The organism is Tepiditoga spiralis, from assembly GCF_014701195.1.
GTDB classification, from domain to species: Bacteria; Thermotogota; Thermotogae; order Petrotogales; family Petrotogaceae; genus Tepiditoga; species Tepiditoga spiralis.
On record NZ_AP018712.1, the window covers coordinates 892,324 to 916,391 of the forward strand.

The following is a 24,068-nucleotide window of genomic DNA, read 5'->3' on the forward strand; positions in this document are numbered from 1 at the left end:
TTTAAAAAAAGAAAAGAGTCAACCGAAAAGGTTGACTCAAAGAAAAGTGGCGGGACAAAAACCTACTCTTGCACACACGAAGTGTACTACCATCGGCAGATAAAGGCTTAACGGCCAGGTTCGGAATGGTTCTGGGTGGTTCCCCTTACCTTATCCTCGTCCCAAATTATTCACTCACTAGTGCATAAGAAAGTTTGTCCAAAGCCTCGGGTTATTAGTACCACTCGACTCAATACATCACTGCACTTACATCTGTGGCCTATCTATGTTCTAGTCTCGAACTACCCTTACCTCATAAATGAGCGGGAAGCCTTATCTTGGAGCCCGTTTCCCGCTTAGATGCTTTCAGCGGTTATCGGTCATGTACTTAGCTACTCAGCTCCTGCCATTTGCCTGACAGCTGATTCACCAGCGGTACACTCACTCCGGTCCTCTCGTACTAAGAGCAACCCTCCTCAAGCTTCCTACGCCCGCAGCAGATAGGGACCGAACTGTCTTACGACGTTCTGAACCCAGCTCACGTACCGCTTTAATGGGCGAACAGCCCAACCCTTGGGACCGACTTCAGCCCCAGGATGCGATGAGCCGACATCGAGGTGCCAAACAACGCCGTCGATATGAACTCTCGAGCGTCATTAGCCTGTTATCCCCAGGGTAACTTTTATCCGTTGATCGACCGCGCTTCCACTCGCCTCGGCCGGGTCACTAGGACCATGTTTCCATTCTGCTCGACCTGTCAGTCTCGCAGTCAAGCCGGCTTTTGCCCTTGCACTCACCGGTGGATTTCCAACCCACCTGAGCCGACCTTCGTACGCCTCCGTTACTCTTTAGGAGGCAACCGCCCCAGTCAAACTGCCCACCTAACGCTGTCCGGCTCATGCTCTTCACATTCCACCGTTAGTAAATCATTATAATGAGGGTGGTATCCCAACGTCGGCTCTAGAAAACCTTGCGATCTTCCTTCTTCGCCTCCCACCTATCCTGTACACATTATAACCATTTACAACGTCAGGCTACAGTAAAACTCCATGGGGTCTTTCCGTCTAACTGCGGGTTGTGGGCATCTTCACCCACTCTGTAATTTCGCCGGATCCTCTGTTGAGACAGCTCCCAGATCGTTACGCCATTCATGCAGGTCGGAACTTACCCGACAAGGAATTTCGCTACCTTAGGACCGTTATAGTTACGGCCGCCGTTTACCGGGGCTTCGTTTCGTAGCTCTCACCACTCCACTTAACCTTCCGGCACTGGGCAGGCGTCAGTCCATATACTTCCACTTTTTGTGTTCGCATAGACCTGTGTTTTTGGTAAACAGTCGCCTGGGACTTTCCACTTCGACTCTCAATCGCATTTTGCAACACCATCAAGAGCACCCCTTCTCCCGAAGTTACGGGGCTATTTTGCCTAGTTCCTTAACAGAGGTTATTCCGCTCCCCTTAGTTTTCTCAACCCGTCTACCTGTGTCGGTTTACGGAACGGTCAGTATTTCTCTCAAGCGATATACGAGGCTTTTCTTGGCAGTGTGACTCCTCCCCGTTAGACTTACGTCCTTCCCATCACAGTTTTTCCTCCACAAGCGGTTTTCCCTACTCGTTTCTTCGGCTTTACTGCTTAGAAGACCTTGCAACTTGGTCTCGGTGATTCACCTCCTGCGTCCCCCCTTATATCTCGTTCATACTGGTACAGGACTCTTTACCTGTTTCCCATCGATTACCCCTTTCGGGTTCACCTTAGGCTCCGACTTACCCTGGGTGGACGACCCTTCCCCAGGTACCCTTAGACTTTCGGGGTGAATGATTCTCACATTCATTTCGCTACTCATGCCCGCATCCGCTCTTGTGTCTCGTCCAGCAAACCTTCCAGTTTACCTTCTCCCTACTACACAATGCTCTCCTACCAATTGGATTACTCCAATTCCGCAGCTTCGGTGTATGGCTTTAGCTCCGTTACATTTTCGGCGCATTGTTCTTCAACCAGTGAGCTGTTACGCACTCTTTAAAGGGTGGCTGCTTCTAAGCCAACCTCCTGGCTGTCTTCAGAACTTCACTACCTTTCACACTTAGCCATTTCTTCGGAACCTTAGCTGGCGGTCTGGGCTGTTTCCCTTTCGACCACGGAGCTTATCCCCCGTAGTCTGTCTCCCGACTATTCAGTATTGGTATTCGGAGTTTGACTGATTTCTGAGGTCGCCCCCATACGTCAATCAGTGCTCTACCCCCAATACTTTCTTTGTCGAGGCCGTGCCTACACACGTTTCGGAGAGAACCAGCTATCACCCAGTTCGATTAGCTTTTCACTGCTATCCACATGTCATCCGAAGATTTTTCACTACCTACCGGTTCGGTCCTCCACTTAGTTTTACCTAACTTTCAACCTGCACATGGATAGATCACTGGGCTTCGGGTCTATCGCATTTGACTTTCGCTCTTTTAAAACTCGGTTTCCCTTCGGCTTCGTCTCTTTCGACTTAACCTCGCCATATACGATAACTCGCGGGCACATTAATCAAAAGGCACACGGTCACTTCCGCTCCCGTTTCCTGTAGGCATACAGTTTCAGGTTCTCTTTCACTCCCCTCACGGGGTCCTTTTCACCTTTCCCTCACGGTACTATTCGCTATCGGTCGACCAGGAGTATTTAGCCTTGGAGAGTGGTCTCCCCTGATTCACGCAGGATTCCTCGTGTCCCACGCTACTTGGGATCAGCTTCGATTAGTTTACGAGTTTTCGTCTACAGGACTTTCACCTTCTTTGGTTTATCTTCCCATATACTTCGACTTCCTCTTTACCTATTCCCTCTATTTACAGTTCGAGTTAAGCTGTCCCTCTACCCCAAATTGACAACGGCTGTACCCTTTTACATCAATTTGGTTTGGGCTCTTCCCTTTTCGCTCGCCACTACTCAGGGAATCTCTTTGATTTCTTTTCCTCCAGCTACTATGATGTTTCACTTCGCTGGGTTCGCCTCCCTTTCGGGCTCTTTCGGGTTTCCCCATTCGGATATCTACGGTTCTTCGATTGCTTGCTTCTCCCCGTAGCTTTTCGCAGCTTGCCACGTCCTTCTTCGCCTCTGGTCGCCTAGGCATCCCCTGTATGCCCTTTTTACTTTGGACTTTCTTTCTTATGCACTTGTCAATGAACTTTTCTGAATGATTTCTTTGGTGGAGTGAAGGGGGCTCGAACCCCTGGCCTTCTGCTTGCAAAGCAGATGCTCTCCCAACTGAGCTACCACCCCGTTCTTTTGCTCACTCAATAATGGATAGAGGCAGTTGTTCTCCTTAGAAAGGAGGTGATCCAGGCGCACCTTCCGGTACACCTACCTTGTTACGACTTCGCCCCCCTCACTAGCTCCACCCTCGATGCATCCGTTCCTTGCGGTTACAGCATCCATCTTCGGGCGTTTCCAACTCGGGTGGCGTGACGGGCGGTGTGTACAAGACCCGAGAACGTATTCACCGCAGTTTGGCTGACCTGCGATTACTAGCGATTCCGGTTTCATGCAGGCGGGTTTCAGCCTGCAATCCGAATTGAGGTACAGTTTGTGAGATTTGCTCCACTTCTCAGCTTCGCTTCCCTCTGTCCGTACCATTGTAGCACGTGTGTCGCCCAGAACATAAGGGGCACGCTTACCTGACGTCATCCCCTCCTTCCTCCGTCTCGTCGACGGCTGTCCCATTAGAGTAGCCCATCTCTACATGCTGGCAACTAATGGCAGGGGTTGCGCTCGTTGCGGGACTTAACCCAACACCTCACGGCACGAGCTGACGACGGCCGTGCACCACCTGTGTGAGACTCCTTTCTTGCGAAAGTTAGTAGTATCTCTACTACCTTATCTCCATGTCAATTCCTGGTAAGGTTCTTCGGTTAGCTTCGAATTAAACCACATGCTCCACCGCTTGTGCGGGTCCCCGTCAATTCCTTTGAGTTTCATCCTTGCGGACGTACTCCCCAGGCGGTTCACTTATCGCGTTTGCTTCAGCACGGAACTTTGACATCCCACACCTAGTGAACATCGTTTACGGCTAGGACTACCCGGGTATCTAATCCGGTTCGCTCCCCTAGCTTTCGAACCTCAGCGTCAGGATTACTCCAGAAAACCGACTTCTCCACTGGCCTTCTTACCAATATCTACGGATTTCACCCCTACTCTGGTAATTCCGTCTTCCTCTAGTATCCTCAAGTTATACAGTTTCAAGCGCTGTTCCACCGTTGAGCAGTGACATTTCACACCTGACTTACATAACCGCCTACGTTCCCTTTACGCCCAGTGATTCCGGGCAACGCTCGCCCCCTACGTCTTACCGCGGCTGCTGGCACGTAGTTAGCCGGGGCTTTTCTTTACATACCTTCCTTGTACTGTCCCCAGTACTTTATATTCTGTAAATTCAGAAGTTTACATCCCGAAGGACTTCTTCCTTCACGCGGCATCGCTGGATCAGACTTCCGTCCATTGTCCAAAATTCCCCACTGCTGCCTCCCGTAGGAGTAGGGTCCGTCTCTCAGTTCCCTTGTGGCCGTTCGTGCTCTCACACCGGCTACCCGTCGTCGGCTTGGTGATCTTTTACTTCACCAACTACCTGATGGGACGCAGGCTCGTCCTTTGGCGCTTCTCTTCCTTTCCTCTCTCGAGCTTATCCGGTTTTACCTACAGTTTCCCATAGCTATCCCAGTCCAAAGGGTTGATTCCTACGCGTTACTCACCCGTTCGCCACTAATACTCTCCACCGAAGTGGATTTCTTCGTTCGACTTGCATGTGTTAGGCGTGCCGCCAGCGTTCACCCTGAGCCAGGATCAAACCCTCCATTCGAATGGTTTGATTCTCACTCTAGTTCTTTCTTACTAGCGTCCTTTTCTTTCGAAAAGTTTTATTTTACTACCTCTATCCATTTTTCAATGAGCTTCTTTCTCCTTCGCTTGCTTTTCCCTCAGCGACTCAATCATTCTATCACTTTCTCCTTCTTTTGTCAATTGCTTTTCTTTTACTTTTTTGTTTTTTTTATCTTACCCTTTTCCACTTGTTCGTGTGTTTTTGTTTTTTTAAGTTTTTTTTAAGTATAAATAGAGTATAATTTTAGTGAAAAAATTTAATGGAGGTGATATTTATGAAAAAACTTCTTTTATTAACAACTGTTGTTATTCTTTCTTTAAATTTATTTGCATTTGTAAATCCTAATTATGAAAGTCCTGTTGTTAATGTTGTTAAAGAAGCAGCTCCTGCTGTTGTTAACATAGAAGCTTCTGGTAAAAGAACTGTTGCAACGAATCCCCAATTTGATGATTTTTTTAAAAGATTTTTTGGAGGAGAAATTCCAGGTTATCAACAAGAACAAGAGTATACAAGTCTTGGTACCGGATTTTTATTTAATAAAGATGGATACATATTAACTAATTATCATGTTGTTGGCGGATCTGACAAAATAACTGTAACAAGTGTTAATGGTAAAAAATATAAAGCAAAGTATATTGGTGGAGATAATGATTTAGATATAGCTGTTATAAAAATAGATAATAAAGATAATTTACCTGTTTTAGAAATAGCCGATTCAGATAATATAGAAATAGGTTCTTGGGCTATTGCAATTGGTAATCCACTTGGTTTTAAAAATACCGTTACTGTTGGTGTTGTTAGTGCATTAAATAGAAAAATAGAAAAACCCGATGGTAATGGATATTATATAAACTTAATTCAAACTGATGCAGCTATAAATCCTGGAAATAGTGGAGGGCCTCTTTTGAATATTCATGCTCAAGTTATGGGTATAAATACAGTAATAGTAAATCCTCAATCTGGTTTTGTTAATTTGGGTTTTGCAATTCCTATAAATATGGCAAAAAGATTTGCAGATTCTATAATAAATGGTGGAAAAATTGAAAAAGCTTATTTAGGAGTTTATATGCAACCGGTTACAGAAAACCTTAAAAATGCACTTGGTCTTAAAGTAGATAAAGGTGCTTATGTTAGCTCCGTTGAAAAAGATTCACCTGCAGATAAAAATGGTATTAAAAAAGGTGATGTTATAATTAAAATTAATAATTTTAAAACAGATTCTGCAGAAGAATTAGCTTCTATAATAAAAACATTTCCAGCTGGAACAACAGTTACTGTTACTTTAAATAGAAAAGGTAAAGAAATAAAACTTGAAATACCTCTTGGAAAAAGAAGTAGTGTAGTTGCTACAGCAAAAAAAGAATACTTTGGAATGAGCGTTAGAAACTTAACTTCAGACGATTTAAGTGCTTTGAGATTACCAAAAGATTTTCATGGTGTAATAGTTGAAGAAGTAAATAAAGGTTATGCTGCTCAACTTGGTATTAAAAAAGATGATGTTATTTATGAAGCTGCTTTAAATGGTAGAGAGTATCAAATAAAAAATGTTTCAGATTGGAATAAGATTTTTTCTAATTTAAAGAAAAATAGTTATGTTGCTTTTATGGTTAGAAGAAATAATTATAGTGTAACTGTAAGCTTCTATTACAGAGGCGAATAATTTTAATAAAAAAAATGCAGAAACAAATGTTTCTGCATTTTTTTTATTCTCTATCTATTCTTTCAATTAATTCAACAAATTCATCAACTACATCATTAACTAGCTTTTGATCTTTTCCTTCCGTCATTACTCTTATTTTGTGTTCTGTACCTGATGGTCTTATTAAAACTCTAAAGTCTTCTATGTTTTCATACTTTTTTATTTTTTTTATTATTCTTTCATCTAACATTATAGATTTTTTATCTTTAACTGAAACATTTTTTAAAAGTTGTGGATAATCTGATATTTCAGAAGTTAATTCTTCTATTGATTTATCAAAATAAGATAATGTGTGAAGTGTTTCAAGTGCTGTTATTATTCCATCTCCTGTTGTTGATCTATCTAAAAATATTATATGTCCTGATTGTTCTCCACCAATATTTGCTCCAAATTCTAACATTTTTTCAAGTACATATTTATCTCCAACTTGAGTTCTTAATAACTTTATACCATGTTTTTTTAAGTATTCTTCAAATCCTAAATTACTCATAACCGTAGTAACTACTGTATCATTTTTTAATCTATTTTGTTCTTTTTGTTTAAATGAATTTATAGCTATTAATTTATCTCCATCTATTAAATTTCCGTTTTTATTAATGAACAAACACCTATCTGCATCTCCATCAAATAAAATTCCCAAATCATATCCATCATTTTTTACTATATTTGAAAGTGTTTCTGGAACAGTTGAACCACATTTTTCATTTATATTAAATCCATCTGGTGTATTGTTATATATATCATACTTTATTTCAAGTTTATCAAATATACTTTCAACAACTGTTCCTGATGCTCCATTTCCCACATCTATTGCTATTTTATACTTTGTTTTTAATCCCTTAAATATATCTACTATATAATCAATATATTTATTTTTTAATTTACTTCTTTTTACTTTTCCTATTTCACCATATGGTGAATAATCCATTTCTTTTGATAATATTAAATTTTCTAAGTCTACTTCAAGTTCATCTGGTATTTTAAATCCTTCACAAAATACTTTTAATCCATTGTATATAGATGGATTATGAGATGCTGATATCATTATTCCTATTGCTTTTTTTTCTTTTGTTAAGTGTGCTAATGCTGGTGTTGGAATTACACCACATATTTCAACATTCATTCCCGCAGATATTGCACCTGTTGCTATTGCATATTCAAACATTTCTGCAGAATTTCTTGTATCACTTGCAACTAATAATGTCTCATATCTTCCAGCATATATTTTTGCAAGCGAGTTTGCCAATCTTACTCCAACTTCTATTGTTAATTCTTCATTTACTATACCTCTTATTCCATCTGTTCCAAATAATCTTTTCAAAATCCGTTTCCTCCTTACAACATATTGGGCAGACTATAAGTCTGCCCAATTTTTTCTTATTTTTATTTTTAAAACTCTACAGATGTTGTTATATCAACTCTATTTTTAAAGTTATCTTCTGTATTGTCATAAAATGTAACATATGATATGTATAATCCATCTGCCATTTCATATGAAATAGAATACTCCATATCTGTTTTTGCATCAAATGGTTTTTCTATTACATTGTTTAACCACTCATTGTCATTCATATTTCTATTATAGTATCCAGTAAGTAAAAATGGATATCCTTCAAATGGGCTTTTTACATTCAACCAAGCATATATTCTTTGATTTGAAAAACTTTCTAACATACCATTTATATCATAATTATACCTTGCATTTGCAGTTAATATATTTGTATATTTTATATTCAATTCATATATTCCACCGAATCTTGTTTTATTTTGATTTAAAAGTTTTGTATAATTGTTTCCATTTTCATAATCTTTGTCTATATAACCAAGTAATGTTGATTTACTCATATACAATATAGGCAATGCTCTAAATCTAATAATTCCTAAATCTAAACTTCCACCTATACCCGCCATATATCCAAATGTTTCTGTGGATGGTGAAGATGTTGTGATTATTCCACCTTCTCCACCTAAGTTCATTCCTAAAATATTTATATATGCTCCTCCGCCTAAAACTGTATCATTGTGTGTTAAGTTTTCTCCCATATTTTTTGCTGCAAACAAAGAAAGTGCTCCATAGTTTATAGTTGAAAAATACAATGATGAACTTTGTTTTAATTCAAAGTTTGGTGTCCAAGTGTTTATTTCAAATGGAATATGTCCTCTTAAATTTATTGATTTCTTACTTCCAATTCTAACATCAAATGCTCTTTCTAACTTATTTGTATATCCGTACATCATAGTACCTAATCCAAATGTATATTTTCCCATATAACCATATCTTGCACCAAATGGATCAAAATCCACTTCAAGAAAGTTTAATGAAAGACCATTTATAAAATCTGTACTTTCAGATGTTGGAGAACCATAATAAAATGTTCCACCTATATCTTTTTGATATGCATTTAATCCTATTCCAACTTTAAATACATCTAAATCTAAAACAGGAGTTATAGAATAAACTAATTTTTTATCGCTACCTTCTCCATAGGTGTAAAATAATGGTTTAATTGTAAACCCTGCTCCAAAAATGTATGCTGCTAATAGTATAGAAGTTATTAAAACTAATACTTTTTTCATAAAATTTCCTCCCTTCTTAAATCTTCAGCTGCTTTTTCAGGTAATACAGAGTTTATATAAAAGCCTGTTCCCCATTCAAATCCAGCTAAATTTGTTAATCTTGGTATTATTTCTATGTGCCAATGAAATATTTTTTCAATTCCTTCAATAAATGGTGCTGTATGAACAACCATATTAAAAGGTGGGTTCCCCAGTGTTTTATCAAATTTTTTAAATACAGTATGCAAAATGCTTGAAAGTTCAAAGATAATATTAGGATCTCTTTCTATACTCTCAAAATTACTGTCATGTTTTAATGGAAGTATCCATGTTTCATATGGAAACCTAGCAGCATAAGGTTCAAAAGCTATAAAATTTTCTGTTTTTTGTATAACCCTATCTTTTTCCATAATTTCTTGTTCTATTATATCGCAATAAATACACCTATCTTTGAACTTATAATAATTTTCTGCTCCATTTAATTCTTCTAAAATATTATATGGAACTATTGGTGTTGCTATTATTTGAGAATGCGGATGAACAAGTGATGCACCAGCTTCTTTTCCATGGTTTTTAAAAATTTGTATATACTTAACCTTTTTATCCTTTTTAATTTCTACAAATCTTTTTAAATATGCCCAAATAACTTCATTTATTTGTTTATCAGACATTTTTGAAAAACTTGTATTGTGTTCTGGCGTTTCTATAATAACCTCATGATATCCAAATCCTGTTATTTTATCATACATACCATGTCCACTTTTTTTTAATTCAGCATCTTTATAAAGTGCTGGAAATTTATTTGGCACAACTCTTACCCACCATCCTGAAGTATTTGGTCTAGTATTAGGTCTTCTAAAAGATAAAATTTCCGATGGTGTTGTATTTTCATTTCCATAATCAAATGGACAAAAATTTTCTATTACTTCTTCTGATTTTATATAATTATTTGGTCTTCCAGCACGTTCTGTAGATATAATAACCCATCTTCTTGTTATTGGATCTTTTCTAAGTTCACTCAAATTGGTCACCACCTATTTTTATTTGATGACGCCATTTTGTACAATTCCTTATATTGTTTTGCCGTATTTTCATAAGAAAAATCTTGTTTCATAATATTTTCAAATAATTTAATCCAATTATCTTTTTTTATTTTATATTGATATAATGCTTTTGAAACTGCCATTAGCATTTTACAGGGTTCATATTCATAAAATCCAAATCCAGTTCCTGAATTTGGATTATAGTATTCTCTAACTGTATCAGAAAGCCCTCCTGTATATCTTACAATTGGTACTGTTCCATATCTCATGGCATACATTTGCCCTAATCCACAAGGTTCATACTTAGAAGGCATTAAAAACATATCTGAACCAGCATATATTTTAAAAGCTAAATCCTCATCAAACATTATGTTTGCTGAAACTTTATTAGGATACTTTTCTTGTAATTTTTTGAAATAATTTTCATATCCTTCTTGACCAGTTCCCAAAATAACTAACTGTACATCATACAGAAGAAGATAATTTGATACTTCTTTTACTAAATCTAATCCTTTTTGATCTACTAATCTACTTATTAAAGAAATTATTGGTACATCTTCTTTTTGAGGTAATTTTAATAACTTTTGTAATGATAATTTATTTTTTATTTTTCCAGAATAATCATTTATTTTAGAGAATATATTTTTTTCATTTAATGGATTGTATTTTTCATAATCTATACCATTAATTATTCCATATAATTTATCTGATCTTATTCTTAATACTCCATCTAATTTATAACCATATTCTGCTGTTTGAATTTCTTCAGAATACGTTTTACTAACGGTATTAATAATATCTGCAAATAGTATTCCACCTTTTAGATAATTAATGTTACCATAGAATTCAAGTGCATCAACATTGTATAGATAAGTTGGCAATCCAATTATTTCTAACATTTCTGGTGGAAATATTCCTTGATAACCTAAATTATGTATTGTTAGTACAGTTGAGATTTTACCAAGAATTGAATCTTCAAAATAATTAATCTTTAAATATACCGATATTATGGCAGTTTGCCAATCATTTATATTCAAAACTTCTGTATCTTTTTCAAATTCTTTTACAACAGATAAAACACCATCACTAAAGTAAGAACTTTGAAGTGCTAATCTTTCATCTTCCTTTTCATAAACATCTTTTCCAAATATATCTGAATTTTTAATAAAATAAATTTTTACATTTGAATTAGGCAGAAAATAACTGTATAAAGAAAATGGTTTATTATAGCTATGACTATTTGGATACATTTCTTCTTTTTCTAAAGTAAACTTACTCGTATCAAACTTTTTTTCTATAATACTATGAAACGGCATTATCACATAAACGTCTTCTCCAATTTTTTCAAGATACTTAGGTAAAGCGCCTGCAACATCGGCAAGTCCTCCAACCTTTGCAAATGGTGCAACTTCATATGATACATAACCTACTTTCATCTTTTCACCTCACTTTATAAGGTTTGTCGTGGGTAAATAAAATCCAATCAACATTTGATATATTTTCTTTCATTATATCTGCCACTTTGTCTGTTCTCAAATTTCTAATAATATCATAGAGCTCTATTCTATTCATACAAATATCTCCTGGGAAAAATACTTTTCCCATATTTTCTGTATCAAATATAAATGAAACATGATCTTTAGAATGATATGGTGTATGTAACACCTTTATCTTTCCTAAAATTAAATCTCCATCTTTAAAAGTTTTAACTCTTCCTTCCCAACTTTTAACCATTTGATCATATGCTTGACCCATTATTATTCCAAATTTTTTATAATCTTTTTTTGAGTAACTTTCATGAACGTGTACTAATGATTTTTTAAAAAATATGCTATTGTATCCATGATCTAAATGAACATGAGAAATTATTAAATCTGTTATATCATCTGGTCTTAAATTTCTTTTGTTCATTTCTTCTTCTAAAAACATAATTGAAGGTAGGTATCCTGGTTCTAAAAGTATCTTTTTATTTTCAAATTCAAGAAGTGCTATTGTAGAAAAAGATGATTGAACACTTCCAGGAATCCAAACATTTCCTCCATTAACCAATATATCTATTTTCACTCCAAACCCTCCTCAAATATAGTTTCATAATCAATCTTTGCATCATCTAAAATATCTGATACTAAGTTTACGTTTTTTATATTTAACTTTATAGTTATAAGCCTTTTTTTATCATCTATTTTATTTGTTAAAAGAGATAATATATTAATATTTTCTTTTGAAAGCACATTTAAAATATACTCCAATTTTCCTGGTGTATCATCTAATATGAGCATTATTTTAGTTCCCATTTCATCCATACCCAAAATCCCCTTAAATGCCCTTAAAACTTCAAAAAAACCAAAAATACCCATTGGATACATTTCAGTATCCACAACTGGTAAAACCCTTATTTCATTTTCTAACATCAAATGAACTGCATCTTCAACCATATCATCGCCATACAAAAAAAATTCAACAGGATCATAAACTTCATATAATTTTGTTTTTTCATCTTTTTCAATTAAAAATTTATAATCATCAATATTTATCATATTATAAATGGTATTATCTTCTCTCAAAATAATAATTACTTCTTTTGTTTTTTCCATTAATTCAATAACTGTTTTTATACTATTATTAAAATAAACATATTTATACCGAGAGCTATACCAATTATTTACATACATGTTTATATACCTCCATTATTTTTCTTCTTTAATAAATTATACATCAAAAAAATAAAAAGGGCAAAGCCCTTTTTATTTTATTCTGCTAATTTTTTTTCTATTTCAGCTAATTCTTTATTTATTTTTTCCCACTCTTCTTCTAGTGATTTATCATGTTCATCAGGTCCCATATACTTTGCAACAGAAGCCTTTTCCAATTCTAAAATTTTTTTTCTTTTTAATAAATCTTCCCTACTCATTTCTTTTTCCATAAAATCACCCCCTGTTTATTTTATTTTACCATAAAAAAATATAAATTTCAACTTATATTAAAGTTTTTCTTCAAATATACTTATTTATAAAGAATTTAAAAAATCACATATTATTTTTGAAGCTTTTCCATTCCCAAAAGGATTTGAAGTATTTGACATTTTTTCATAAAGTTCCCCTTCAAGTTGTTTCATAGTATTATAAACATCATTAAAATCTGTACCAGCTAATAAAGCAGTTCCAGATTCTAAAGCTTCTGGTCTTTCCGTAGTTTTTCTTAAAACAACCGTTGGTTTTCCCAAAGAAGGAGCTTCTTCTTGAATTCCTCCACTATCTGTCATTATATAATGACATCCATCCATTAAACTTATAAATTCTAAATATTCAACAGGATCTATAAGTATTACATTTTTTAATTCTTTCAATTCTTCATTTACAACTTTTCTAACCATTGGATTTAAATGAACAGGAAATACTAAATTCATATCTGAATTTTCTTTAAGATATTTTTTTACGGCCTTTAAAGTGTTTTTCATTGGATCTCCCCAATTTTCTCTTCTATGCATAGTCATTAAAATATATTTTTTCCCTTTTAAACCATATTTTTCTTTTATTTTTTCTATTTCATCTTTTTTATTTTTTTCTACCCATAATAAAGAATCTATAACTGTATTACCAGTAATAATTATATTTTTTTCATTTATACCTTCATTTAAGAGATTTTTTTTAGCTCTTTTTGTTGGAGCAAAATGATAAGTTGCAATTGTTCCAGTTATTCTTCTATTCATTTCTTCTGGATAAGGGTTATAAATATTATTAGTTCTTAAACCAGCTTCAACATGACAAACTTTTATTTTATTATAAAATCCTGCTATACTACCAGCCATAGTACTTGTAGTATCTCCATGAACTAAAATATAATCAAACTTTTCTTTTTTTAATATTTTATCTATCGAAACTATTAATCTTGAAGTCAATTCTGATAATTGTTGATTTGGTTTCATTATATTTAAATCATAATCTGGTTTTATTTTAAATATTTCAAAAACTTGATCGAGCATTTCTCTATGTTGTGCAGTTGCAATTATTTTCACATCCATTCCAAGTTCTTTCATCTTTAGATACACTGGTGCCATTTTTATTGCTTCTGGTCTTGTTCCAAATATCAATGCTATTTTCATAAATTCACCAACCTTTAAAAAAGCACTATAACTAAGTTATAGTGCTTTATTTTATCTCATCAACATTTGCAAGAATTATACAATAAACTTCTATTCCTTCATCTTTTCCAGCAACACCAAGGGTATTTCCACTCTTACCCTTTACATTTATTTGATTTATACTTATATTCAAAGCTTTTGAAGTATTTTCTTTTATTTTTTCTTTTACATTTGATATTCTTGCACTTTTAGAAACTATTGTAGAGTCAATATTATTTATTTTTAAATTAAATTTTTTATTTATTTCATTATATGTTTTTTTTAAAAGTTCATAACTGTTAGCATCTTTAAATTCTTGCGTTTCAGGAAATAGTTCTCCAATAGAACCCATCCCACATAATCCTAATAATCCATCTATAACAGCATGAAAAAAAACATCACCATCAGAATGGCCATCTAATCCTTTTTTATTTTCTATTTCAACTCCACCCAAAATTAATTTTCTATTTTCAATAAGTGGATGAACATCGTATCCAAAGCCTACTTTTAACAACTTAAGACCACCTTGTTGGCATTACAAGATACATGTAACTGTTATCTTCTATTGGTTTTAAAATAGTAGGATTAACATCACCTGAAATATTAAATTCAAACTCTGAAGTTTCAAGCTTTTCTATAGCTTCTCTTAAATATCTTGGAGAATATGCTATAAGCATATCTTCACCTTCTTTTTGAACCTCAATAACTTCCTTAGCTTCTCCAACATCTGGAGAATTTGCCATTAAAGTTATATTTACATCTTCAATATTTATTCTTATTTGTTCAGTTTTTCCAGCAGCAATAGAAACTCTTTTTATAGTATTCAAAAATTCATTTGTTGATATTGTCATTTTAGTTTTAAATGCTTGAGGTATAAATTCTGGATAATTAGGATACTTAGCATCAACAACATTTAAAACTAATTCTATATTTTCTTCTTCAAAACTAAACATAGTTCTTGAACCATCAAAATTTAATTTAAACTCTTCCGATTTTGAGTTAGCTAAAACAGATTTTAACTCTTCCATACTCTTCAAAGATAATAAAAATGAAGTTGGAAGATTTTCTTCTTCTAAATGCGTTTCAGACAAAGCTAATCTATATCCATCAGATGCAACAAGATTTAAGTATCCTCCATCTCTAAAGTCCCAATAAAGACCATTTAAATTTCTAGATAATGGATCACTATCTTTTATAGCACAAAATATTACTTTTTCTATCATTTTCAATATTTCTATTCTTTTTAAAGTAAGAACATTTCCAACAACATTTGGTATTACATCTGGAAAATCTTTTCCATCCATTGTTGGTAATTTAAAGTTTGAATATCCTGATTCTACAATTAATACACCATTATCATAAGTTAATTTTATAACTCCACCAGGCAATGTTTTTATTATTTCACTAAATATTTTTTGATCTACAACAAACGAAGAAACTTCTTCTAAAGCATTTTTTACTTTTAAAATTTTGTGAAAACCTGTTTGCAAATCAGTTGCATAAAAATGAATATTTTCTCCCTCAGCTTCAATTTTTATTCCAGAAAGTATAGGATTTGTTGTTTTCTTAGCAACAGCATTAGAAGCCATTTCAAGAGCATCACTCAAAAGCTTTTTTTCTATTTCAAAGGTCATATTAAAAACCTCCTTCTCTTATAATTTTATTTAATTCATTACTATTTTACATCAAATATCTTTAAAAAACAAATATATGGTATAATATTTATGGTGAGTTTATGAAAAAACTATTTTTATTATTCTTTTTAATAACCATTACCTTATTTTTTTCTACAGATACCATAATAAGTTCATATGAAACATCTAATATAAAAGGAGTTGTTATTAGCCCCTTTGATTCTTATTTTACTATAATGAATGAAAATAAATATTTAAAAGTTTATGACTTTTCAAAATCATTAAAAAATTATTTAGAAACATCTGGAAAACCAAATGTATTAGCTTGGAGTAGCGATGAAAAATATTTATTTTCTGGAAATATAAATGGAACTATTAATATCTTTAATATAAAAGATAGCACTTTTAACTTTGATATTTCTTTAACTTCACAACCAATAATTTCTTTAAATATTAATAATAAAAATCTACTTTTTTCTTCTTTAGATAAATCAATATATGTATATAATATAAAAGATAGAAAAAAAATATTTTCATTTAAAACTATTGGAATACCTTATTCTGTAAAATTTATAGATGAAAATAATATAATAGTTGGTGATTCTTACGAAACATTGTACAAAATAAATATTTCAAATAATGAATATAAAAAAATAAAAATAAATGGATACATAAAAAATATTTTTTATGTAGATAATGAAATCCATGTTTTTCTAACAAATGGCTATATCTTTATTTATGATAAAAATTTAAATTTAATAAACAAAAGAAATTTAAACTTAAACATAGAAAAAATATTCTTATCTCCTGATAAAAATTACTATGCAATTCTTTTTTCTAATAACGATGTTATGATATATAGCTCAAAATCATTTATAATAATTAATAGATTAACTGTTGATAATCTTGGATTTAAAATAAAAGATGCTTCATGGTCATCTGAATGGCAGTACATCTATGTAACCGATGGGAAAGATATATACAAAATAAACTTTCCATATGGAATCAGAGAACTTTTTTATAAAAACCTTGGAGTTCTAATAAAAAGAGTTATTTGGAAAAAAAATAAAATAATTTATTCAGACTCTAACTCTAATATTGGTGAAATAAATATTGAAACTGGTATAATGGAAAAGTTTTTATCTTTAAAACCATTTAATTATTTTGATATCAACAATAAATATATAACAACTGTAGACAACAGTTATATATATTTTTATTCTTTGGATGGAGTTCTTTTAAAAAGTAAAAAACTCTCTAATTCTAAATTAACCGTTGTAAAAATAAATCCAAATAGTTTATATGCTGTTGCCGGTAGTATAGATGGAACTGGATACATATATAATATAGACAAAAATACTTTTAAAACTGTTAAACTGCATCAAAAAATGATAAAAGATATTTCCTTTAATAAAGATGGAGATTTTGTTGCAGCAACTGCTTATGATAGAACAGTTAGTATATCAGATTTTCCTAATATAACTACAACAAAAAGAATTAATGATTTTAACTTTAATATTTGGTCTATAGATTGGGCAAACACTAAAAACTTTATAGCTGTAGGAGGTTTTGAAGGAGTTTTAGAAGAATGGGATCCACTATTTAAAACAATCATAATAAAAACTGGAATTTCAGCAGGCTCTATAAATGACATTAAATGGAGCCCAGACGATAGATTAATTGCAACATCCTCTGAAAATTCTAATATTTATATTTGGAACTCTTTTACTGGAGAAAAAGTAAATGTGTTAAATTTAAATAATGAACAACCTGTAAAAGATATAGATTGGAGTAATGGTGGAAAATATATAATTTCATCTGAAAACTCTAATTTAATGAGATTATGGAATATTGATACAAAAGAAAATATTGCAAATATATTAGTTTATGCAGATGGAAGTTTTATAACTTATAAAAACGACGGAGAATATACTACAAATATTCCAGAAAAAAATGAAAAATTTTATTTTTATAAAAATAATCCTCTATCATTATTTGATGTTTTTTACTTTAAAAGAATAAATAAACTAAATTTAAAAGAAGTAGAACCACCTCAATTAAATGTATTATCTGATTTTATTGTTGAAAAAAATAATTCATCTTTATTAATATCTTTTTCTGATAATAATCTAGTAAAAAAAGCTCAAATAGGAAATGATACTTTCATAATAAATAAAAAGTCTTATAAGTTAAACTACACAATAAACATAGAAAATCTAACATCTGATATATTAAATATAATGGTTTTCGATGATAATGGAAATAAAACAGAAAAAAATGTTCATTTATCCTTTAAAAATATAAAATTAAAAGTTATATCAAAGGATGTATACATAAGAAATGATAGTGGAAAGATTATTGGAGTCCTTACCGGTAGCATAAAAAATTTTGTGTAAACGGCTCTTCTTGGAAGGTAAAAATAAATAAAATTAGTTATTATTTTTAAAGTATTTCCATAAGAATTATCGACTATAAAGAAATATGCTTTAAGAGTAAATTTTAGAAGTTTTTAGTATAATTTTTTGTAATAAATAGCCTTTTGCAACTTTTTATTGCAAGGTATAGCATTATAATATTTAATATTCATTTTTGTGTGTTATAGGTATTTTTTGTTATGTTACAAAGTATATTTATGTTAGGAATTATAGATATATTTTGTAATTCTTTCATTAAAAAAGATGGATAATTCGTTTAGGACATTGCTCCAATTTCTATAACGAGCTGTCCATCTTTTTGTTGCATTTATTGTTGCTAAATAAAGCATTTTCAATAATGCATCGTCATTTGGAAATGATGTTTTATTTTTTGTTGCTTTTCTATATTGCCTATTTAATGATTCTATTACATTTGTTGTGTACATTATTTTTCTTACATCATCGCCATAATCGAAATAAGGAGATATTGTTTCCCAATGTTTTTCCCAACTTTCTAATGCTAATTTGTATTTAGTCCATTTGTTTTCTTTCAAATCTTGTAAGTTTGAATAGGCAATATCTTTATTTGGTGCTTTATATACTTTTTTTAAATCATTAACAAGTTCTTTTCTATCTTTGTAACTAACATATTTTAATGTATTTCTTATTTGATGTATTATACATCTTTGTACTATAGTATCTGGGAAAGCAGTTTTTATTGCTTGTGGGAAACCTGTTAATCCATCTACAGAAGCTATTAATATATCTTTTATTCCTCTATTTTTTAAATCATTTAATACTCTTAACCAAAATTTTGATGATTCTATTTCACCTATATATATACCAAGTACATCTTTAAATCCATCTATATTTACACCAAGTACAACATATGCAGTCTTTTTTATTATTTCTCCATCATCTTTTACTTTAAACACTATTCCATCCATAAACATAAAAGTATATATTTCTTCTAAAGGTCTGCTTTGCCATTCTCTAATTTCAGGTAATATTTTATTAGTTATTTTACTTATCATTTCCGCTGATAATTCTACACCATATATGTCCTCTACGTTCTTTACTATATCTTTTGTGCTTAATCCTAAACCGTACATACCTATTATTCTACCTTCAATATCTGAGATATCTTTTTTATACTTTGGTACTATGGCTCATATTCACCTTTTCTATCTCTAGGTATTTTTAATTCCATTTCTCCAACACTTGTTCTTACTCTTTTTGAACTGTACCCATTTCTAGAATTATCTGTTTTCTTGTTTTCTTTATCGTATTTCCCATAACCTAATTCATCTTCTAATTCTGCTTCTAACATCCCTTGTATTAACGGTCCCACTAATTCTTTTATCTTTTCATATACATCTTTTATTGTGTTTACCTCTGGATCCCTTGCTATTAATCTTGCTAATTTTTCAATGTTGCTTTCTTCTTTTTCTTCTTTTTTCCTTCTTTCCATTTTAAAAACCTCCTTCCTGGTTTTATTTTACCATCCCAAGAAGAAGGTTTTTCATTTTTTTATTTACACAAAATTTTTTATGGTCTCATTTTTTATGCTATCTAGAAATGAGAAACAGAACAAATACGAAATAGAAAAGAAATATATAAAATTAAATAATCTATAATCATTTTTTTATCTATTTTAGATCACGTTTTTCGAGTATGATTAGAGAAAAAATAATAAATATTGTTGAAAATACTAAAAGGATTAACATGTTATTAAATGAATACTTTAAGGTAATAAACCCCATAAATGATATATCAAATGGTATATTGTATATTATTGTACTTATGACTTTGTTTTTACTTGGAATCATTTTTAAAATTTGATAAAATTCTGGAAAAAATAATAATAAATTTATTATTATACTCATAATAGCATTCAACGTAATATATGAAACAAAAAGATTGAATGTTGAAATAAATATTCCCAAAAATAAAAAAACAACTAAATTTTTTAATATCGTCATCATATCAAATGAAATATTATATACAATTATTCTAAGTAAAGTTGTACTAAGTGTAAAAAAAAGAAACGTGAAAATATTTGCAAAAATCATAATTAAAAACTTTTTAATTAATACCTCTTTTCTTAAATTTAATCCAGTGTATACAAATTTACTCGTTTTTAAAAAAAACTCATTGGTAGATATGATTGAAATAAAGTATAAAAATATGAAGAACGAAAATAATAACATAAAAATTTGTACAAATTCAAAGGTCATTATAGGGTCAAAACTTTTTATAAAAATAATTACTGTCGGGATTAAAAGAGATAAAAAGAGTTTTTTTAAATAATTTTTTCTAAATTCAAAAAATGCAGATTTAATCAAATCAATTCCTCCTAAACAAGACTTACTTTCTCAGTTATTAAAAGTGAAAGTATATAGCAACTAATGGATACACTACTTATTATTAAAACTTGTTCTAATGTTATATTTCCAAATATAATCCATTTTTCAGGTATTTCAAATACTTTTTTTAAAATAGCTGGATATATTTCATTTATCCACATATTCAACTCAAAAATAAAGAAATTTATGAATAATAAATTTTTACCATTAATTTTTACAGACAACATGAGTAATGAAATGCTTCCTACAAAAAAAGCATATAATATGGAAATTAAAATATAGTTTAATGCTTTTTGATCCAAAAAATAAGAAAAATTAAATGATGCATATTTCAAGGTAGTTAAAACCACAGTGATTATATAAATCAACAAACCATAAAATAATCCTATGAGCAGGACTACCATTAATTTTTCAAACATAACTGATATTCTCGAAAAATACCCTGTAAAAATAAATTTTGAAGTTTTAAACAATAAATCCTTAGCTACAGCTAAAGAAACAAAGAATACCATTAAAAAATATTGGCAAAATGCTACTACATTTGAAATACGTGATACACCAACTTTTTTCAAAACCGTATTAGAAATAAAAAATATAGCCAATACTGTCAAAATATTTAAAATAATAAATATTCTTGTTTTAATCATATAGTAAAAATCTAAAAATGAAATCTTTATTATATTAATCAACCAAGTTCCCCTCCATCTTTCTAAGAAATCTATCTTCAAGTTTTTCCATGTATTCTTTCATTTCGGTAATAACAATTCCTGAACTTAATATTTCAGGTATCAAAAGTTCTATGTCTTTTTCTTCAAGAGATGCAATTACTCTGTTTTCTTCATTTATTTTTGAAAAAATATTTTTTGATTTGAAAAACTCAAACAATTTTTCTGCTTTGTTAGTTTTAAAGATAAACATCTTTCTTTTGCTGTTTCTTTCATTTTCAAGGTCGATTCTGTCAACAATTACACCATTTTTTAAAAACAGAACCTTTTCACAGATAGTTTCAATTTCTGAAAGAATATGACTTGATATGAATGTTGATATATTTTTCTCTTTAGCATAATATCTGATAAAATCTCTTATTTTTGGAATAATAGTAGGATCGAGTCCATTTGTTGGTTCATCAAGAACTAAAATTTTAGGATTTCCTAAAACGGTTTGTGCAATACCAAGCCTCTGCTTCATTCCCATAGAATATTTTGAAACCTTCTTTTTCATAGCATTTTCTAATTCAAGAAGGGAAATAACATCGAGTATCTCTTGTTTACTAACTTTTCCGTAGTACATTGAAAGCAATTTAAGGTTTTCGTACCCCGTAAGATGTGGATAGAATCCGGGAGTTTCTATAATGCATCCTGTAAGCTTCTGTTTTTGTTTCTTCTTTTTAATTTTTCTTATATTTTCACCATCTATGTAAATATCACCTTCGTAATTGTTAATCAAACCGACGATTATTGACATTAATGTAGTTTTTCCAGCTCCATTTGGTCCAACTAATCCTATGATTTCTCCTTTTTTTACACTAAGGTTTACATCGTTTAAAACTTTTTTTTGACTGTATCTCTTAGAAACATTTACGACCTCGAGTATATTTTTATTTTCCATGAAAATTCTCCTTTATGATATTTTTCTTATATTTAAAAGAGCATTTTAAATACTCTTCTGTACATTCGTTTATTTTATCTTCCATAAAACCATCTTCATATATTTGGTCTGGATAAAAAATATTTGTATTGACTGTATCTAATAAATGTATCCCCTTTAAGTTTTCCATTTTAATAAACTGTTCTTGATTTTTTTAAATAGAGTTACAGATTTTTATTAAATCTTTTTTAATTTTAGCACTTTAATTTTTTTTTGTAAATCGATAAAATTACTGTTAAACCTCCAAAAAGCCCCGAAATTAATTCATTTGTTTTATATTTATAAAAATTTTATATTTAAATGATAATGCATTAAAAAAATAAAACAAATTATTTTTTTATTTATGTCATAAAAATTATATCAAAAAAAAACGTTGTCAACTATTTTTATAAAAAAATTAAAGATTTTGTCTATTTTTTTATTATTGATTTTTTTAATGGTTTCTTGTACAATTAATATGAAAATAAAATAGCTCTCGATGAAATTAAAAAGATTTATCAAGGAATAGATATTCAACATAGCTGGTGGATAAGTCCAATAGTTGTCCCTTGGGATATATGGAGAGATGATAACTTAAATACAGTCTTTGTATTTAATAAATAATGAAAGGAAAGATGACATGAGAAAATATTATGTAATTATTATTCTTTTTATGATAATTTTGCTGGGATCATGTATAGGTCCCAGTTTACCTGTTTATAAATCAACACCATTTCCAGAGTTTTCTAAAAACACATATGCAATCACAACAAATTGGAAAAAAATCCTAAGGACGGATCTTATTTAAACCTTTTTAACACTGAAAATTTTGAACAAAAATTTATTCCAATTAAAGATTTTAATGCATTTTTTAGTTCTGTAGAGAGTTTTAATGGAAAGTACTGTCTTAATGATTACATAAAATCTAAAATATACATAATCAATTCGAAAACAGGGTCGTTAAAGACTCTTGAATTGAGTTATCCAGGAATTATGAGCAGACCAACAAAAGATGGGAAAGCATATATTCTTTCAAATATAAGATTACCAGGTTGGAAAATGCCATTAATTCTTGTTGATATTGAAAATGAGCGTATTGAAAAAGAAGTCTTTGTTGATAACGTTGTAAGAAGTATGCCACTTTTTAATTCAAACGATTATCAAGGAGATTACTTTTATTTTACAAATGAGGAGTCTGATATAACTGGAAATACATTTATAGAAAGAATAAATATAAAAACTGATGCAGTTGAAAAATTTTATGATTTAGGAGTACCAGCTTATGTAGCAAATGCTACAATAAATATAAATGACAAGGTTTATATAGTAGTTGGACCAAGCCATGTACATGATGTAGAAGTATTACCTGAAAATTTTAAAACAAACAATATAATTGTTATTGGAGAAGATGGAAAAAAAGAAAAGGTAATTCCAATGCCATCGTCTGAATTTGTTTTTGGTAAAAAAACAGATGATGAAGATTGGTTTATAGGTTATTCTGTATCTGATGGGGATAATATTTATATGAGTGCTTTTATGTATTCAGATCTTGAAAAAGGAAATTCAATAATTAAATACAGTATATCAGAAAATAAATTTTACAATCTTGGAGGAAATAATTCTGTTTATGAAATGAGGTTGTATGATAATAAACTCGTACTTGAGGACGATTCAGAAGGAGAGTATAGGATTTCTGTTATTGATACCAACAAAGATGAATACGTAGTAAAAAACAAATTGATTAATTTATATTAATTATTGATAAAAGATAATATTTTTAAT

At 30.8% G+C, this 24,068-nt stretch carries 17 protein-coding genes, 1 tRNA gene, 3 rRNA genes and 1 pseudogene; 3 read left to right on the forward strand and 19 right to left on the reverse strand.

Annotation, left to right across the window (positions count from 1 at the left end; genetic code table 11):
- Nucleotides 1-49: 49 nt before the first annotated feature.
- The 4 genes from rrf to IGS63_RS04085 form a co-directional block, all read right to left on the reverse strand.
- Nucleotides 50-164, reverse strand: a 5S ribosomal RNA gene (gene rrf, locus IGS63_RS04070).
- 30 nt (nucleotides 165-194) lie between these two features.
- Nucleotides 195-3,112 (reverse strand): 23S ribosomal RNA (locus tag IGS63_RS04075).
- 46 nt (nucleotides 3,113-3,158) lie between these two features.
- Nucleotides 3,159-3,234 (reverse strand) — tRNA-Ala (locus tag IGS63_RS04080).
- Between the two features lie 47 nt (nucleotides 3,235-3,281).
- Nucleotides 3,282-4,807 (reverse strand): 16S ribosomal RNA (locus tag IGS63_RS04085).
- Together the 16S, 23S and 5S rRNA genes with 1 tRNA gene alongside form the textbook arrangement of a ribosomal RNA operon.
- Nucleotides 4,808-5,102: 295 nt before the next feature.
- On the opposite strand from IGS63_RS04085, the gene IGS63_RS04090 reads away from it, so the two are divergent.
- Complete coding sequence (locus tag IGS63_RS04090) at nucleotides 5,103-6,488, forward strand: Do family serine endopeptidase (protein WP_190615729.1); 1,386 nt, start codon at nucleotides 5,103-5,105, stop codon at nucleotides 6,486-6,488.
- 43 nt (nucleotides 6,489-6,531) lie between these two features.
- Here IGS63_RS04090 and IGS63_RS04095 read toward each other — a convergent pair whose 3' ends face one another.
- The 10 genes from IGS63_RS04095 to dnaN form a co-directional block, all read right to left on the reverse strand.
- Complete coding sequence (locus IGS63_RS04095; protein ID WP_190615730.1) at nucleotides 6,532-7,848, reverse strand: phosphoglucosamine mutase; 1,317 nt, start codon at nucleotides 7,846-7,848, stop codon at nucleotides 6,532-6,534.
- A gap of 68 nt (nucleotides 7,849-7,916) precedes the next feature.
- Nucleotides 7,917-9,104 (reverse strand): hypothetical protein, encoded by a 1,188-nt coding sequence (locus IGS63_RS04100; RefSeq protein ID WP_190615731.1) that lies wholly within the window; start codon nucleotides 9,102-9,104, stop codon nucleotides 7,917-7,919.
- Nucleotides 9,101-10,105, reverse strand: coding sequence for a galactose-1-phosphate uridylyltransferase (galT, locus tag IGS63_RS04105; protein ID WP_190615732.1), 1,005 nt, complete (start codon nucleotides 10,103-10,105; stop codon nucleotides 9,101-9,103). The genes IGS63_RS04100 and galT overlap by 4 nt, the downstream gene beginning before the upstream one ends.
- Before the next feature lie 5 nt (nucleotides 10,106-10,110).
- Complete coding sequence (locus IGS63_RS04110) at nucleotides 10,111-11,562, reverse strand: glycogen synthase (protein ID WP_190615733.1); 1,452 nt, start codon at nucleotides 11,560-11,562, stop codon at nucleotides 10,111-10,113.
- A gap of 4 nt (nucleotides 11,563-11,566) precedes the next feature.
- Complete coding sequence (locus IGS63_RS04115) at nucleotides 11,567-12,190, reverse strand: MBL fold metallo-hydrolase (RefSeq protein WP_190615734.1); 624 nt, start codon at nucleotides 12,188-12,190, stop codon at nucleotides 11,567-11,569.
- On the reverse strand, nucleotides 12,187-12,798 hold the full coding sequence (locus IGS63_RS04120) for a CBS domain-containing protein (RefSeq protein ID WP_190615735.1): 612 nt from the start codon (nucleotides 12,796-12,798) through the stop codon (nucleotides 12,187-12,189). Before IGS63_RS04120 ends, IGS63_RS04115 begins: the two co-directional genes overlap by 4 nt.
- A 77-nt stretch (nucleotides 12,799-12,875) precedes the next feature.
- Nucleotides 12,876-13,049: a hypothetical protein gene (locus IGS63_RS04125; protein ID WP_190615736.1), complete on the reverse strand. Its 174-nt coding sequence runs from the start codon at nucleotides 13,047-13,049 to the stop codon at nucleotides 12,876-12,878.
- Between the two features lie 84 nt (nucleotides 13,050-13,133).
- A complete protein-coding gene (wecB, locus tag IGS63_RS04130) occupies nucleotides 13,134-14,228 on the reverse strand; it encodes a non-hydrolyzing UDP-N-acetylglucosamine 2-epimerase (protein WP_190615737.1) in 1,095 nt (364 codons plus the stop codon).
- Between the two features lie 46 nt (nucleotides 14,229-14,274).
- Entirely contained in the window at nucleotides 14,275-14,760 is a 486-nt protein-coding gene (gene ispF, locus IGS63_RS04135; protein WP_190615738.1) for a 2-C-methyl-D-erythritol 2,4-cyclodiphosphate synthase, read from the reverse strand.
- Nucleotide 14,761: 1 nt separating this feature from the next.
- On the reverse strand, nucleotides 14,762-15,880 hold the full coding sequence (dnaN, locus tag IGS63_RS04140) for a DNA polymerase III subunit beta (protein WP_190615739.1): 1,119 nt from the start codon (nucleotides 15,878-15,880) through the stop codon (nucleotides 14,762-14,764).
- Between the two features lie 101 nt (nucleotides 15,881-15,981).
- On the opposite strand from dnaN, the gene IGS63_RS04145 reads away from it, so the two are divergent.
- Complete coding sequence (locus IGS63_RS04145; protein ID WP_190615740.1) at nucleotides 15,982-18,276, forward strand: WD40 repeat domain-containing protein; 2,295 nt, start codon at nucleotides 15,982-15,984, stop codon at nucleotides 18,274-18,276.
- Nucleotides 18,277-18,515: 239 nt separating this feature from the next.
- Here the strand turns inward: IGS63_RS04145 and IGS63_RS04150 are convergent.
- From IGS63_RS04150 to IGS63_RS04170, 5 genes and pseudogenes are all read right to left on the reverse strand, one after another.
- Nucleotides 18,516-19,765 (reverse strand): annotated as a pseudogene (locus tag IGS63_RS04150) (IS256 family transposase).
- A 178-nt stretch (nucleotides 19,766-19,943) separates the two neighbouring features.
- The gene (locus IGS63_RS04155) at nucleotides 19,944-20,639 is read right to left on the reverse strand and encodes a hypothetical protein (protein WP_190615741.1); all 696 of its coding nucleotides are present in this window, start codon (nucleotides 20,637-20,639) and stop codon (nucleotides 19,944-19,946) included.
- An 11-nt stretch (nucleotides 20,640-20,650) separates the two neighbouring features.
- Nucleotides 20,651-21,349: a hypothetical protein gene (locus IGS63_RS04160; protein WP_190615742.1), complete on the reverse strand. Its 699-nt coding sequence runs from the start codon at nucleotides 21,347-21,349 to the stop codon at nucleotides 20,651-20,653.
- Nucleotides 21,342-22,268, reverse strand: coding sequence for an ABC transporter ATP-binding protein (locus IGS63_RS04165; RefSeq protein ID WP_190615743.1), 927 nt, complete (start codon nucleotides 22,266-22,268; stop codon nucleotides 21,342-21,344). Before IGS63_RS04165 ends, IGS63_RS04160 begins: the two co-directional genes overlap by 8 nt.
- Nucleotides 22,258-22,437 (reverse strand): hypothetical protein, encoded by a 180-nt coding sequence (locus IGS63_RS04170; RefSeq protein ID WP_190615744.1) that lies wholly within the window; start codon nucleotides 22,435-22,437, stop codon nucleotides 22,258-22,260. Before IGS63_RS04170 ends, IGS63_RS04165 begins: the two co-directional genes overlap by 11 nt.
- Before the next feature lie 623 nt (nucleotides 22,438-23,060).
- Here IGS63_RS04170 and IGS63_RS04175 point away from each other — a divergent pair.
- Entirely contained in the window at nucleotides 23,061-24,041 is a 981-nt protein-coding gene (locus tag IGS63_RS04175; protein WP_190615745.1) for a hypothetical protein, read from the forward strand.
- The last annotated feature ends 27 nt before the right edge of the window (nucleotides 24,042-24,068 follow it).